This window comes from Delftia sp., assembly GCF_059499305.1.
This window is the reverse complement of the sequence record NZ_JCABYI010000004.1, coordinates 460,517-475,043: the sequence shown is the minus strand read 5'-3', so window position 1 is coordinate 475,043 and position 14,527 is coordinate 460,517. Positions and strand designations below refer to the sequence as shown.

13 protein-coding genes are annotated in these 14,527 nt (G+C 64.8%); 5 read left to right on the top strand and 8 right to left on the bottom strand.

Annotation, left to right across the window (positions count from 1 at the left end; genetic code table 11):
• Nucleotides 1-103 precede the first annotated feature (103 nt).
• Complete coding sequence (locus AC5I49_RS03975; RefSeq protein ID WP_013802488.1) at nucleotides 104-1,204, bottom strand: porin; 1,101 nt, start codon at nucleotides 1,202-1,204, stop codon at nucleotides 104-106.
• A gap of 598 nt (nucleotides 1,205-1,802) precedes the next feature.
• On the opposite strand from AC5I49_RS03975, the gene AC5I49_RS03970 reads away from it, so the two are divergent.
• The 3 genes from AC5I49_RS03970 to AC5I49_RS03960 all read left to right on the top strand — a co-directional run bounded on the left by AC5I49_RS03970 (nucleotide 1,803) and on the right by AC5I49_RS03960 (nucleotide 5,965).
• Nucleotides 1,803-4,295, top strand: coding sequence for a hybrid sensor histidine kinase/response regulator (locus AC5I49_RS03970; protein ID WP_495788863.1), 2,493 nt, complete (start codon nucleotides 1,803-1,805; stop codon nucleotides 4,293-4,295).
• 474 nt (nucleotides 4,296-4,769) lie between these two features.
• Nucleotides 4,770-5,447 carry a hypothetical protein gene (locus AC5I49_RS03965; RefSeq protein WP_495788862.1) on the top strand — a complete coding sequence of 226 codons (678 nt, stop codon included), beginning with the start codon at nucleotides 4,770-4,772 and terminating at the stop codon, nucleotides 5,445-5,447.
• A gap of 185 nt (nucleotides 5,448-5,632) precedes the next feature.
• Nucleotides 5,633-5,965: a hypothetical protein gene (locus AC5I49_RS03960; protein ID WP_464180561.1), complete on the top strand. Its 333-nt coding sequence runs from the start codon at nucleotides 5,633-5,635 to the stop codon at nucleotides 5,963-5,965.
• Here AC5I49_RS03960 and AC5I49_RS03955 read toward each other — a convergent pair.
• From AC5I49_RS03955 to AC5I49_RS03935, 5 genes are all read right to left on the bottom strand, one after another.
• Nucleotides 5,946-6,899, bottom strand: coding sequence for a LysR family transcriptional regulator (locus AC5I49_RS03955; RefSeq protein WP_209803498.1), 954 nt, complete (start codon nucleotides 6,897-6,899; stop codon nucleotides 5,946-5,948). The genes AC5I49_RS03960 and AC5I49_RS03955 overlap by 20 nt on opposite strands.
• A 167-nt stretch (nucleotides 6,900-7,066) precedes the next feature.
• Nucleotides 7,067-8,230 carry an acyl-CoA dehydrogenase family protein gene (locus tag AC5I49_RS03950; RefSeq protein WP_012205503.1) on the bottom strand — a complete coding sequence of 388 codons (1,164 nt, stop codon included), beginning with the start codon at nucleotides 8,228-8,230 and terminating at the stop codon, nucleotides 7,067-7,069.
• Nucleotides 8,231-8,287: 57 nt separating this feature from the next.
• Entirely contained in the window at nucleotides 8,288-8,683 is a 396-nt protein-coding gene (locus AC5I49_RS03945; RefSeq protein ID WP_012205502.1) for a cupin domain-containing protein, read from the bottom strand.
• Nucleotides 8,668-9,963 carry a CaiB/BaiF CoA transferase family protein gene (locus tag AC5I49_RS03940; RefSeq protein ID WP_473041327.1) on the bottom strand — a complete coding sequence of 432 codons (1,296 nt, stop codon included), beginning with the start codon at nucleotides 9,961-9,963 and terminating at the stop codon, nucleotides 8,668-8,670. The genes AC5I49_RS03945 and AC5I49_RS03940 overlap by 16 nt, the downstream gene beginning before the upstream one ends.
• Before the next feature lie 11 nt (nucleotides 9,964-9,974).
• On the bottom strand, nucleotides 9,975-10,958 hold the full coding sequence (locus AC5I49_RS03935; RefSeq protein ID WP_046986438.1) for a Bug family tripartite tricarboxylate transporter substrate binding protein: 984 nt from the start codon (nucleotides 10,956-10,958) through the stop codon (nucleotides 9,975-9,977).
• A 221-nt stretch (nucleotides 10,959-11,179) separates the two neighbouring features.
• On the opposite strand from AC5I49_RS03935, the gene AC5I49_RS03930 reads away from it, so the two are divergent.
• Both AC5I49_RS03930 and AC5I49_RS03925 read left to right on the top strand, forming a co-directional pair.
• A complete protein-coding gene (locus AC5I49_RS03930) occupies nucleotides 11,180-11,632 on the top strand; it encodes an SRPBCC family protein (protein ID WP_012205499.1) in 453 nt (150 codons plus the stop codon).
• 100 nt (nucleotides 11,633-11,732) lie between these two features.
• Nucleotides 11,733-12,068, top strand: a complete 336-nt coding sequence (locus tag AC5I49_RS03925; protein ID WP_016445980.1) for a cupin domain-containing protein — start codon at nucleotides 11,733-11,735, stop codon at nucleotides 12,066-12,068.
• Nucleotides 12,069-12,079: 11 nt separating this feature from the next.
• On the opposite strand, the gene AC5I49_RS03920 is transcribed toward AC5I49_RS03925, so the two are convergent.
• Nucleotides 12,080-12,877: a hypothetical protein gene (locus AC5I49_RS03920; RefSeq protein WP_495788861.1), complete on the bottom strand. Its 798-nt coding sequence runs from the start codon at nucleotides 12,875-12,877 to the stop codon at nucleotides 12,080-12,082.
• 112 nt (nucleotides 12,878-12,989) lie between these two features.
• Nucleotides 12,990-14,519 (bottom strand): aminotransferase-like domain-containing protein, encoded by a 1,530-nt coding sequence (locus AC5I49_RS03915; RefSeq protein WP_047327791.1) that lies wholly within the window; start codon nucleotides 14,517-14,519, stop codon nucleotides 12,990-12,992.
• Nucleotides 14,520-14,527: the final 8 nt, after the last annotated feature.

The window sequence follows — 14,527 nt, the reverse complement described above, 5'->3', positions numbered from 1 at the left end:
GAAGAGGCAAGCCTGATAAGCAGATCGGCAGATCGGCAGGCCCTGCGTGGCAAGGGCCTGCCCCATCTTGAAGGCTTCGTTTCTGGAAAAGGCGCTGTGCCGCTCAGAACGAGTGGCTGATGCCCAGATCCACACCGGTCGAGCCGGCGTTGGCCACACCCGCAGGGCCGCCGATCAGGCCGACGCTGGCGCCGTTCTTGTTGTTGACACGCGCCAGCCCTGCGTACAGAGAGGTGCGCTTGGAGAAGTCGTAGACATATCCGATCGAATACTTGTCGGCCTTGCCGCCGCTGCGCGTGAGGGCAGAGGCGTTGCCGCTGAACTTGGCGCTGGCGTACTTGACGCGCAAGCTGCCTGGCCCCATGGGGATGGTCGCGCCCAGGTAGAAACCGTCCACCTTCCCGGAGGTTGCGCCGTTGACGGGCTCCCACTTCAAGCTGTTGTATCCGCCATTGAGCAGGAAACTGCCGAAGTTGTACGAGGCGCCCAGCACCAGGTCTTCCAGATCGCTGGTTGCGGCGATGGCGCTGGGCGAAGCCACGGCTGCGGTGCCGTCGATCCGGCCATAGCCGATACCCACGTTCAGCGGGCCCGAGCGATAGCCCAGGTTGCCGCCTATGTACCTGCGGGCCTTGCTTGCGCCAGAGCCGGAGGCGTTCTCGTCGCCAAAGGAAACCGAGAACTGGCCATAGACACCGCCCAGGTCGCTCGGCAGGAAGTAGCCCACGGCGTTGCTGATGCGCGTGCGGTCGACCACGCCGCTTTGGCTGGCGGCGTTGTAGGCAGTCTGGCGGATCGTCTGGAACAGATTGGCCTGCACACCGGTGGTGGTGTCGGGGCCCGCGAAAGCGGTGAAGATGTTGTAGCTGGGGGTGTAGTCGCGACCCAGCCGGATTTCACCCCAGGAATTGTTGCTCAGCCCGATCGTGGAGCGGCGCTCGAAGCCAAGGGAGCCGCTGCTGCCGCCAGTGCCGACATCGGGGTTGAGGCCGCCTTCAAGCCAGAGCTGAGCTCTGTTGCCGCCGCCGAGGTCCTCCGTGCCGCGCAAGCCAAGCAAGCTGGTCTTGCCTTGGCTGGAGTTCAGTGCATTGAGCCTGTTGCTGCCGGACTTGGCAATGGTGACGCCGACGTCCACCACACCAAAAATGGTGACGGAAGATTGTGCCAAGGCCAAGCTGGAAGAAGAGGCGAAGAATGTGCCCATCGCGAGTCCCAGAATGCGCGAGCACGTTTTTTGATTTTTCATTGGCAAGATACGAACTGAACTTATGAATGAGAATGACGATAGCCTCCTGCCACCGCTGCGGGAACTCTAGGCAACACATAAGTATTCTTCGTGACAGCTGTGCTGTGTGACATGAAAGTCACAGCAGCGGCAGTGCCTGCGGCACGTTTCCTGCAGGGAAGCCCTATCGCCGCCACCCTTCAGCCATGGCCTGCACGACGGGGCAGATCATTCATTGCCGATTTGTTTGATTCATATTCGAGAAATTGGCGAAAATATGCATTCTTTTGCCATTTTCTAAATAAGTTTCTCGACTTCCATATTTTCAATGGAACATTTCGAGCGTTCGTCGACCGATTCATCGGTCATTGGGGACCCAAATTCAGCCCATTGCACGGCCAATTCAACCCAATAGTCCCTGGAAGGCCGAAAGCTCACAAGAATTGCCGCACCGAGGACTGCAGCCTCAACATCGGTCGCACCAGCAGTCACAGCTATGATCCCCAGGCAGCATCGCCGTCCCCGCCAGCGGCGAGCAGCCCCCTCTCCTCCACCCAACGCCCCGCCCCATCCCCCCATGATCCAAGCGTCTGACGAGATTGCCCTGCTTCGGGCTGAAAACGCCCGGCTGCGGGCGCAGCTGGCGATTGCCACGGCGGGCCATGCCAGCGCCGTGCAGGGTGCGGGCGCCAGCGATAAGGACCCCTTCGATGCGCAGGTGGCGGACCAGAAGACGCTGTTTTCGGATTTCATCGAGCATCTGCCGATAGGCCTGTGCCTGGTGAGCAAGGGCGGCACGGTGCTGATGTCCAACCCGGCCTACCGCCATTTCCTGCCGGAGACCCCCATCCCTTCGCTGCTGTCGGCCGAGGAAGACCGGGGGCGCTGGCGCAGTTGGGACAAGGAGGGCAAGCCCGTCCCCCGCGACCAGTTTGTGGCTGCCCGCGCGTTCCGCGGGGAGCTGGTGGTACCGGGCGTTGACTGCGTCTATGACACGCCCCAGGGGCTTGAGGTATGGACGCGCGTGTTCGGGGTGCCGCTGCGCAATGCAGACAAGGAAGTCGTGGCCACGGCCATCGCCATTCTGGACATCGATGCGGAACGACGCGCGCTGGACATGTTGCGCCAGAGCGAGGAACGGCTGGATGCGCTGGTGCGCTCCTCCTCGGAAGTGCGCTACTCCATCAGTGCGGACTGGAGCGAGCTGCACCAGCTGGCAGGCGGCGGGTTCATTCCCGACACGCAGGCGTCCAACACGAACTGGCTGGAAGACTACATCCCCCCGGAGGACCGCGACCTGGTGCGCGCGGAGATCGCGCGGGCCATCCGCACGAAGACGGACTACGTGATCGAGCACCGGGTGAACCAGGTCGATGGCAGCGTGGGCTGGGCGTTCTCGCGCGCCGTGCCGCTGTTCGATGCCGCAGGCGCCATCACCGGCTGGCTGGGAGCGGCCTCCGACATCACCGAGCGCAAGCAGGCCCAGGCCGCGCTGGAGCGCTTGAATGCCACGCTGGAGGAACAGGTGGCGGAGCGCACGGCCGACCGCAACGCGCTGTGGCAGCTGTCATCCGACATCATGATGCGCTGCACGTTCGAGGGCATCATCACTGCGGTCAACCCGGCCTGGACCGAGGTGTTGGGCTGGCGTGAAGACGAGCTGCTGGGCACCACGCTTTTTCATCTCATCCATCCGGAGGATCTGGCGCGCACCATCCAGGACACGCAGGAGCTGGCCACAGGCATGGCGCATGCCCGGTTCGACAACCGGTACCGCCATCGGGACGGGAGCTACCGCTGGATCTCCTGGTCCACCCGTTCGGCGGCAGGCCGCATCAATGCCGTGGGCCGCGACATCACCTCCGAAATGGCCAAGGCCGAAGCGCTGGCCAAGGTGCAGGAGCAACTGCGCCAGTCGCAGAAGATGGAGGCCGTGGGCCAGTTGACTGGCGGCCTTGCGCACGACTTCAACAACCTGCTGGCGGCCGTCATGGGCAATCTGGAGCTGCTGCAGCGGATGCTGGCGCGCGGCCAGGTGGACAACCTCACGCGCTTCATCCATGGAGCGCAGGGGGCGGTGCGGCGCGCCGCCACGCTCACGCAGCGGCTGCTTGCGTTCTCGCGCCGGCAGATCCTGGACTCCAAGCCCACCGATATGGCCGCGCTCCTGGCCGATTGGGAGGACCTGCTGCGCAGGACGGTGGGCGCCAGCGTGGACATCGACATCGTGCCGGCTGCCCATCTCTGGCATGCGCAAATCGATGGAACGCAGCTGGAGAACGCCATCCTGAACCTGTGCATCAACGCCCGCGATGCCATGCCCGAAGGCGGCCGGCTGACCATCAGGACAGCCAATATCGAGCTTGAAGAGGCGGCAGCCCGGGAGTGGGATCTTCCGCCGGGCGGCTATGTGTCGCTGTGCGTCACCGATACGGGCACCGGCATGTCGGAGCAGACCATTGCGCGCGCCTTCGAGCCGTTCTACACCACCAAGCCGGTGGGCCATGGAACGGGGTTGGGGCTGTCGATGATCTACGGCTTTGCGCGGCAATCGGGAGGAGCGGTCAGGATCTTCTCCCAGCCGGGCCAGGGCACCACGGTCTGCCTGTATCTGCCCAGATGCGACGCCGCGCCCGTTGCCGAACGCGCGGTCGATGCGGCAAGGCAGGTGGTGGTTCCTGCCCAAAGGACCTTGCTGGTCGTGGATGACGAAGCCCCGATCCGCCATCTCATCGACGAGGCGCTTGTCGACCTGGGCTACACGGTGCTTGCCGTGGCCGATGCAGCCGCCGCGCTGCAGGTACTGCGTGCCGGAACCCGGGTGGACATGCTGATCACGGACATGCGGCTGCGCGGCGGAATGAACGGCAAGCAGCTTGCCGACGAGGCACGCCTGGCCCGGTCCGACCTGCCGGTGCTCTTCATCACCGGGTTCACCGAGGCATCGCCCCTCAGCCAGGAAAACCTGCACCCCGGGACGCAGCTTCTGACCAAGCCGTTCACATTGGAGGCGCTGGCGCTCAAGGTGGCGGAGATTCTGGGCAGTACCGACGCTGTGCCATTGGACTGAGTCGTGTGGCTGGGGCCGTGGTGACCGGCAGATCCCGGGCGCCTGTCTCGCAGCTCAAACCCTGCCATATCGCATCTCCCTCGGCCCTCGTAGTGGCTATGTGGGCAGACTCGATCGCCGACGACAAAGGGGCACTGCCAAAAGCGGCAAGAGCACTCGGATGCACGGCCCCAGAAACTTACGGATTCATCAAGCCTGCGAACCAGCAAAAGCCTTGCTCATCATGAATCCGAATGCATGTGTTTAGACCGCTGATCGTCAATTCACGCAAATTCCTAGGAAGTATCTTATTTTTCAGAAAAAATAGAAAACGACAGCAGTCTCCACTTGATCTGAAAATTCGAAAGAACTTAGACTGATAGCGCCACTCACTGCCATGTGGCAGCAAATGCTTATTAGCATTTCAGCACAGAGGGAACTATGCCAAGTAAAATTCTGACCGGATCTATACTTTTTCTCGTATCAATCTCTGCAATGGCTCAAGATTTTCTGATAGGGAATGAGGAAATTAAAAAGAACGGCATGCCAATGGTCGCCAGAAGTATTTCCGGCAGCATGGCTGGAATGAGTGGTACCGTGACCATCAATCTAGTCAAGCTATCAAATGGATCATATCTCTACGAAACCACCAATCAAAATGATGAAGCGATTGAATTCAACAAGAGGCTGTGCGAGATATACGGAGACAAGCATCCAGAATCTCCCGGAAAAATGGTAATTGGTAGCGATGAAAGGAATATACCTCTTCACTGTGAACCAGCGTCCCCTCAAAAGGAAATGTCATTCAAACAACAATCTGACTACTATTACATGCCTGGTGGCCAATGGAACTACAGACCTGTTCTATCTCTAAGCTATGACCCTTACCCGCTTGCTGGCTCATACACAAGAGTATCTGCAAGTGCAGGCGTTGACTTTTCTGTACCAAAAGGCGGCGATCTTTCACTTGCCGGTGGAGTTCGAGGGATTTCAAATTGCTATAACAATGGTTTCACCATGGCTGGTAGCATTCCAGTCGCAAATCTGCAAGTTGCAGTTCTATGCTACATGTACCCACATTTGGCCGGCACAGGGGGAAAGGCCGTTTCTGCTCGAGCAGTTTCGGAAAGCAAATACTCGGCCAGTGAGAATGGGATAATGAAAATCTATTGAAGCAATAGTAAACCAGGTTTATGACCCCAGGAAGCCATAGTGCCTTCTTCAGCCTAAAACAGAAGAAAGTACCATGGCAACCCGTCTTGGATGATGGTGCCCGCACAACGCCGCACATCCGCGCATAATTTCAGCCGGCATTCGTCCATCAACGGCCTTGGTCAATTACTTCACAGGCCGTTGATATGAAAAAAGCTCTGACAAGATCCAGCTTTTTGCGCAGTTTGTTGGCTGGCGCAGTCTTGTTGACCACCGCATGCGGGGACGCAAAAAACGCAACCGCTTGCGAAAACCATGACCTTAATCTGGTTCGAAAGAATGTACTGAAAAAACTGAAAGAGAAGTTTCCTCAGTACGCATTCGATATCACCAAGGTGACGTTTTCTCCGGGAGAAAAAGTGCCTTTTTGGCACGTGGAGGCCATCACCCAATCGAATGGTAAGGCGCTGGTGGTTTTCGCCATGCACTACTGCGAAGGGTCTGTAGAGGTGACAGCCCTCAACCCCTACCACCCTTGACGGCGGTGGATGCCATCGCCCTCACCCTCTCAATGAAAGCCTGCAGCAACGCCGCAGGCTGGTCCGCCCGCCAGGCCATGACGGCGGGCGTCATGGCCTGCTGCGGACCGCGCAGGGGCACGAACACCACGCCGTTCATGCCCACGCGCTGCATGCAGCTGGGCACCAGGGCCACGCCCTGCTCTGCCGAGACCAGGGCCATGACGGTGAGCCACTGGCGCGCGGCGTGGCGTGTGTGGGGGTGGATGCCGGCCTGCTGCAGGCAGGCGATGACGTTGTCGTAGTTGGCCGGGGCCACTTCGCGGGCGAACATGACGAAGGTGTCGCGGGCCAGTTCGCGCAGGTCGATGTCGGGCTGCTGCGCCAGCGCATGCGTGGCGGGCAGGCAGCAGACAAAGGGTTCCTCGCCGATCGACAGGGTCTGCAGGCCGTCTGGCGGGGTGGCTATGTTGAGAAAGCCGCAGTCGATCTGGCCGCTGGCAATGGCCTGCAGTTGCTCGCGCGTGGACATTTCATGCAGGCAGACTTCGACCAGGGGGCGTTCTGCGCGGAAGGCGCGGCAGAAGTCGGGCACCTGGCGGTAGACCATGGAGCCGGTGATGCCCACGTCCAGCCGGCCCTGCATGCCTTCGGCCACGCCGCGCACCACGTCGGCCGCATGCTGCAGCTGGGCGAGCACCTTGCGTGCCTCGACCAGGAAAGCCTCGCCCGCAGGGGTGAGGCGCACGTTCTTGGCGTCGCGATCCATGAGGCTGGCGCCCAGGTCCTGCTCGAGGGTCTTGAGCGCCATGCTCAGCGGCGGCTGGGTGATGCACAGGCGCTGGGCCGCGCGGCCGAAGTGGCGTTCCTCGGCCAGGGCGACGAAATAGCGCAGCAGGTGGGTCTTCATGAGAGGCGGCGGATGGGGAGCAAGCGAGATGGCATCTTGCACCATGGCTACCTCTGAAATACAGATTGATAAATCATGGGACTTCAGATGGTTCGCAGCCACAAAACCCGCGCACCTCAACTTTGAGACACCGAGGAAGGGCCGCCCCGCACCGAGGGTGTCGTCCCCCTCCGCGCAGCGAGAAGGGGGAAGGCGCGAAGCGACTCAGGGGGTCAATACGATTTAGGCAAGCCCAATACCTTTTCGGCGATGAAGCACATGATCAATTGGGGGCTGACGGGCGCCAGGCGCGGGATCCAGGATTCGCGCATGTAGCGCTCCACGTGGTATTCCTTGGCGTAGCCCATGCCGCCGTGCGTGAAGATGGCGGTTTCGCAGGCCTTGGCGCAGGCTTCGGCTGCCAGGTATTTGGCGGCGTTGGCCTCGGCGCCGCAGGGCAGGCCCCTGTCGTAGAGGAAGGCGGCCTTTTGCACCATGAGGTGGGCCGCCTCAAGCCCCATCCAGGCCTGGGCCAGCGGGTGCTGTATGCCCTGGTTCTGGCCGATGGGGCGGTCGAAGACCACGCGCTCCTTGGCGTACTGGGTGGCGCGCGCCAGGGCGGCGCGGCCCAGGCCCACGGCCTCGGCCGCGATGAGGATGCGCTCGGGGTTGAGGCCGTGCAGGATGTACGAGAAGCCCTTGCCCTCTTCGCCGATGCGGTCCTCGGCGGGGATGCGCAGGCCGTCGATGAACAGCTGGTTGGTGTCCACGCATTTGCGGCCCAGCTTGTCGATCTCGCGCACTTCGATGCGTTCGCGGTCCAGGTCGGTGTAGAACAGGCTCAGGCCTTCCGTGCCCTTGCACTCTTCCACGGGCTTGGTGCGTACCAGCAGCAGGATCTTGTTGGCGACCTGGGCGGTGGAGATGAAGACTTTCTGGCCATGGACCACGTAGACGTCGCCATCGCGCACGGCGCGGGTCTGCAGCTTGAGGGTGTTGAGGCCCGCATTGGGCTCGGTGACGCCGAAGCAGGCCTTGTCCGTGCCCGCGATCAGCGGGGGCAGCCAGCGGCGCTTTTGCTCGTCCGTGCCGAAGACGACGACGGGGTGCAGGCCGAAGATGTTCATGTGCACGGCCGAGGCGCCCGACAGGCCCGCGCCCGTGGCCGAGATGGTGTGCATCATCAGCGCTGCCTCGCTGATGCCCAGGCCTGCGCCGCCGAACTCTTCGGGCATGGCAATGCCCAGCCAGCCCGCGTCGGCCAGGGCCTTGTGGAAGTCGTGCGGGAAGCCGCCTTCATGGTCCTTGCGCAGCCAGTAGTCGGCATCGAAGGGTGCGCAGGCGCGCTCGACGGCGTCGCGTATCTGTTCCTGTTCTTCGTTCCACAGAAAGTCCATGGTGAGTTCTCCGTTGCTTGTTGCTGTTCGCTTGTTGTGTCTGTGGGGTGACGGCGCTCAGGCTGCCGGCCGGCGCACGCGCTCGGGGTTCTCGCCGTACGGCGGGCTGTAGAAGACCAGCAGGCGCACGGGCTCGGCGCTGGTCACGCGGAAGATGTGCATGCAGTCCTCGGGGAAGAAGCAGGTGTCGCCGGGCTGCATGGCAAAGCGTTCCTTGCCGTCCGGGGTGTCGATTTCCACTTCGGCCGTTCCGGCCAGCAGGTAGCAGGCCTGCTCCATGCCGGGGTGGGCATGGGGCAGCGCGCCGCCGCCCTGCTCCAGCGTGCCCAGCACCAGCTCCATGTGGCGCGCGCCCACGTTGGCGGCACTGACCAGGCGCCGGTTGACGGTGCCGTGGTGGTTGGCGGGGCTGTAGCCGGGCACGTCTTGTTCACGGATCAGGTAGCGGGGCATGGGCGGTTTCCCTCTGTTTGTGTTTGTGCTTGTGTTTGTGGTGGGGCGTCTTGCAGCGCGGCAGCCTGGCTGCAGGCGCGGCTGGCCTGCAGGGCGGCCAGCTCGGCCTCGGTCAGGCCCGCGTCGCGCAGCACCTGCAGGGTGTGTTCGCCCAGGCGCGGCGCGGGGGCGGCGCGTTCTGCGGGCGGCGTGGCGCTCCAGCGCGTGGGGCTGGCCGTGGTGCGCAGCCGGCCTTCGCTGGGGTGGTCTATCTCGTGCACGAAGCCGGTGGCCTGGTGCTGGGGGTCGGCGATCAGGTCCTCGGGCGAGGCCATGGGCATGTTGGGCACGTCGGCCGCGTCCAGTAGCGTGCGCCATTCGGCGGTGGTGCGCCCTGCCATCAGCCGCGAGACTTCGGCATAGACGGCATCGATGTGCAGCGCGCGCTGGCTGTGGGTGGCGAAGATGGGCTCGGCCATGCGCTCGGGCTGGCCTATGGCGTTGAAGAAGCTGTGCCAGTGCTTGTCGTTGTAGATGAGAACGCACAGGTGGCCGTCGCTGGTGCGATAGGGCCTGCGGTGGCCCGTGAGCAGGCGCGCATAGCCGGGGCCGCCCAGCTGCGGCTCGAACGACAGGCCCGCCATGTGGTCGCCCAGGATGAACTGGGTCATGGCCTCGAACATGGGCACGACCACGGCCTGGCCCCTGCCGGTCTTCTCGCGCGCATAGAGGGCGGCCGTGACGGCGTAGACCGCGTGCAGGCCGGTGACGCGGTCGCCCAGGGTCATGGGGGCATAGGCCGGCTCGCCGCCGCCGTATTGCTGCGCCAGCCAGGGCACGCCGGTGGCGCCCTGGATGAGGTCGTCATAGGCGGGCCGGGCCGCGTAGGGGCCGCGCTGGTCGAAGCCGCAGCAGCTCACGTGGATGATGCGCGGGTTGCGCGCCGCCACGTCCTCGTAGGCCAGGCCCAGGCGCGCCATGGCCTGGGGCCGCACGTTGCTGACCAGCACGTCGCAGCCTTCGGCCAGGCGCAGCAGCGCCTCGCGCGCGGCGCCCTGCTTGAGGTCCAGCACCACGGAGCGCTTGCCCTGGTTGGCCTGCAGGAAGATGTGGCCCATGGCGGGGTTGCGCATGGGGCCGACGTGGCGCATGTTGTCGCCCTCGGGCGATTCGACCTTGATCACCTCGGCCCCCAGGCCCGCAAGGATCTGGGTGGCAAAGGGGCCCATGACCACCGAGGTCATGTCCAGCACCTTCACCCCTGCAAGAGGGCCTTGCTGCCCTTGCTGCGCTTGTTCCATGCGGCTCTCCTTCACTGCGCCTCGATGCCCGCCTGCTTGACCAGTTGCCCCCAGCGGGCCATCTGGTCCTTCACATAGGTGGCGAACTCGGCAGGCGTGGCCGTGGGCCAGACCTCGAAGCCGACCTGGGCCAATTGCTCCTGCACGGCCTTGTCCTTGAGGATGGCCTGCAGCTCGGTGTTCAGCCGCTCGGTGATCTCGGCCGGCATACCGGCCGGGCCGAAGATGCCGTTCCACGACGTGATGTCGAAGCCCGGCAGCGTCTTGCCGATGGCCGGCACATTGGGCAACAGGGTCGAGCCCTTGGCCGCCGTCACGGCCAGGGTGCGAACGCGGTCGGTCTTGATCGTGCCCCAGGCCGAGCCCAGGTCGGCCACGTAGACCTGGATCTGGTTGCCCATGAGGTCGGTCAACGCCTGCGGGCTGGACTTGTAGGGCACCGAGGTGATCTGGGCGTGCGTGACGTACTTGAAGGTTTCCGAGGCCACCAGCGAGGTGCTGTTGGGCGTGCCGTAGGACAGGCGGTCGGGATTCGCCTTGGCGTAGTCGATCAGTTCCTGCACGGTCTTGGCAGGAACGGAGGGGTGGACCAGCAGCGCAAACGGCAGCTCGCCCACGCGCGCCACGGGTGTGAAGTCTTTTACCGGGTCGTACTTCAGGCCCTTGACCAGCCAGGGGTTGGCCGAGTGCGAGGTGTTGGTGGTCATGAACAGGGTGTAGCCGTCCGGCTTGGCCTTGGCCACATGGTTGGCGGCAATCTGGGCATTGGCGCCGGCCTTGTTGTCCACGATCACGGGCTGCTTGAGCCGCTCGCCCAGCCGGGTAGCCACCACGCGCGCCACGGCATCGGTTCCACTGCCGGCCGCGAACGGCACGACCAGGGTGATGGGGTTGGAGGGATAGCTGCCCTGGGCCTGCGCAGCGGGCGCTGCAACGACGGCCATGGCACTGAGAGCGCCAAGGGCCAGGGCCCTGCGCAACGGGGAATGCTTCATTTGCTTGTCTCCTGTTTCCTATGGAAAGCGGCGCTGTGTATCCAGCGCTCGCCGCCATGGTGCGGGCGTCAATGATTCAAGTCCAATTCTTTAAAACCAAGCAAGGATTCGATTTATGAATCATTGAATCCTGCATCAGGCTCCATGTGCCGCCTCTTGCGCAAGGACTGCATCGGTGCGAGGCTGGCAGCCCTGCACGACACCACGCCAAGGAGTTCCGCATGTCACACACCGTCCACACCATCCGGCTGCACCGCGTCCTCAAGGCGCCGCCGCAGCGCGTGTACCAGGCCTTCACCACGGCCGCTGCCCTTGCAAAATGGCTGCCGCCCCACGGCTACATCTGCGAGGTGCCCGAGTTCGACGCCCGGGTCGGCGGGCGCTACCGCATGGCCTTCGTCAATCTGTCCACGGGAGGGCGCAGCGGCTTCGGCGGGGAGTTCCTGGACCTGGAGCCTGGCCGGCTGGTACGCCATACCGACCGCTTCGACGACCCGCAACTGCCTGGCGAGATGATCACCACCATCACGCTGCGCGAGGTGTTCTGCGGCACTGAAATGGATGTGACCCAGGAAGGCGTGCCCGCCGTCATTCCCGCCGAGGCCTGTCACCTGGGCTGGCAGGAGTCGCTGCAGTTGCTGACCCTGCTGGTGGAGGCCAGCGTGCCGGGCTGAGACCCTGCACAAGCCCCTGCTGTCACACAGCTGCGGTTGATGGATTGCGGTGCTTCGGAGGACAATGGCAGCATTGCCCGCCAACGCCTGGAGGTCCGCCATGGCCACCCCCTTTGCACTGACCGCTCAAGCCATCGATGTCCTGCCGTTTGGTGCGCGGCTGGCGGGTGCCCGGACCTGTGCCCTGTTCAAGTCCCAGGACATGGAAGTCATCCGCGTGGTGCTGCGCGCCAGCCAGTCGCTGCCGCCGCACAAGGTGCCTGGCAGCGTCAGCCTGCATTGCCTGGAAGGCGAGCTGGAGGTGATGCTCGGCGAAAGCCGCCAGTCCCTGCAGGCCGGCCAGCTGATGCACCTGCCGGCCAACATGGCGCATGCGGTACGCGCCATCGAAGACACCTCCGCTCTGGTTACCATCGTTCTGTGTGACGAGTCCTGACGCCTGCCGCCTCAGCGCACGGGCAGGAACTGCATGAAGGGTCCCGCCACCAGTCCCTGCCCGTAGCCGATGAAGGAGCGCCTGTAGCGCTCGGTGGTGTAGTTGGCGATCAGGTCCAGCCGGCCGATGATCTTGCCCATCTCGCGCTCGAAGCTCAGGTTGCGCGCGTCGTCGCCCAGGTGGTTGGACAGCAGCAGCGGCCCGCCTGCGGCATTGCGCCGTGAGTTGAGTATCCAGTTGGCCACTTCCACGTTGCGCGCAGCGTTGTAGATCAGCTGCGGGTCCAGCCCATGGACCAGGGTGAAGCTGGTGCGCCCGCCGTGGGCCGTGATGATGGTGTCGGCCAGCGCATGGACGAAGGCGGCCACGCGGTCGCCCTTGAAGTCGGGCTGCAGCGCCAGCGAGAGCGCGGCCACGTCCTGGGCGCCGCGCAGGTCGGCCCAGGGCTGGCGCTCGGTGATGGCGATGCGCACGTAGGCGGATGCGGCCTCGCGGCTTTCGGCGGTTTTCCTCCACTCGGCGGGGTTGCGCAGGTACAGCTTGTCCATGATGCGCATCAGGCTGTCCAGGTTCTCCTTCATGGCCAGCGTGGCCATGCGGTTGCTGTCGGACTGCACGATTTCGCTGGGCTCGAACGAGGCGCCCTCCACCTTGCCGCGCGGCGCGGGCGTGTCGGCGCAGCCCGCCGTCAGCAGCAGCGCCAGCACGGGCGCCAGGCGGCGCGCAGCGCCACCTCCGGGCCGGGGCTGGCTGTCGTTCACCCCGGCTCTTCGGCCGGCCTCCCCTGGCAAGACAAGCTCAATAGTCATCCCGGAACGATAGCAGCGCACTACCGGGGCGCCGAGGCCCGATGCCCTGTCTTACACGCCCTGGCGCCGGCAGCGTCAACCTCCCGTCAGGCAGTGTTGCTGCACCGTCCACTCATCCACCACCGCCCCGGTGCTGCGCCAGCAGGTGGCCAAGGATCTTCCAGGTCTGGGGCTGCTCCACCATGGGCACTGGAATGCGCAGCATGCTGCCCGCGGCCTGCCTGGGCGAAAACAGCAGGCCCGGCGCCAGCAGCAGGCCCTGCGGCGCGGCATGGCGGGCCAGCACCTCCGAGTCCACGCCGCAGTCCACCCAGGCGAACATGCCGGCCTGCGGCTCGTGCGGGGCGCGGCAGTCCAGGGCTTCGAGCATGCGCAGGCAGCGGTTGCGCGCGCGGTCCACGCGCTCGCGCAGGCGGTCCACATGCTTGCGGTACTGGCCGTCGGCCAGCACGCGGTGCACCACCTGCTCGCCCGGCAGCGCCGTGGTCAGGCCGCCCAGCAGTTTGAGGTCGGTCAGCCGCCGTATCAGGTCGGTGTGTGCCGCGACATAACCCACGCGCAGGCTGCCGGCCAGGGTCTTGGAGTAGCCGCCCACCAGGAGCACGCGCTGCAGCCGGTCCATGGCGGCCAGGCGCACGGGCACGCCGGGCAGGAAGTCGGAGTAGGTGTCGTCCTCGGCCAGGTAGAAGTCGTGGCGCTCGGCAATGCGCAGCACCTCATGGGCCACGCCGGCCGACAGGGTCTGGCCCGTGGGGTTGTGCACGGCCGTGTTCAGGATGAAAAGCCGGGGCTGGTGCTGGCGGGCCAGCCGCTCCAGCGCCTCCACGTCGGGGCCGCCGGGCAGGCGGGGCACGCCGACCACATTCACCCCCAGGGCGTTGAGCCGGCCGAAGATGAGAAACCAGCCGGGGTCTTCCACCAGCACGGTATCGCCAGGGCGCACCAGGCTGCGCACGATGAGGTCCAGCCCCTGCGTGACACCGGCCACGGTCATCAGGTGGGCCTCGGGGTGGGCTGGCACGTCCTGGGCCTGCAGCACCGAGGCGATCTGCTGGCGCAGCGGCAGATAGCCCTGGGGCACGCCATAGGTCAGCAGGCTGGTGCCCGTGCTGCGGCCGACGGCGCGCAGGGCCGAGGCCAGCATCTCCTGGTCCAGCCATTCCGGCGGCAGCATGCCGGCGTCGCCCGAATGCTCCGTGCCTTCGCGGAACATGCTGCGCAACAGAAAGGCGGTATCGAAGGCGGCGCCCTGCTCCAGCGTGGGCAGGCCCTGGCTGGCGCGCGGCACGGCCTGGGCCGCGCGCCGGGCGCTGACGAAGACGCCCGAGCCGCGCCGCGAATGCACCAGGCCCTGGGCGGCCAGCCGGTCGTAGGCCTGGACCACGGTATCGCGGCTGACGCCGGCCTGCTGCGCCAGCGCGCGCACCGAGGGCAGCCGCGAGCCCGCGCGCAGGCCATGGTGGCGGATGAGGCCGCCGTAGTGGTCCACGAGCTGCTCGACCAGCGAGAGATCGGAGGAGCGCAGCGGACGCCAGGGCGCAGCGGCCTGGAAAGCCGTATCTGAGGATGCGCGCGGTGCCTGCGGTGTCTGCTGTGCCTGCGCTTGTTTCGGCGTGGCTGCGGGATCAAGTGTCAGGGTCATGTGGGCAG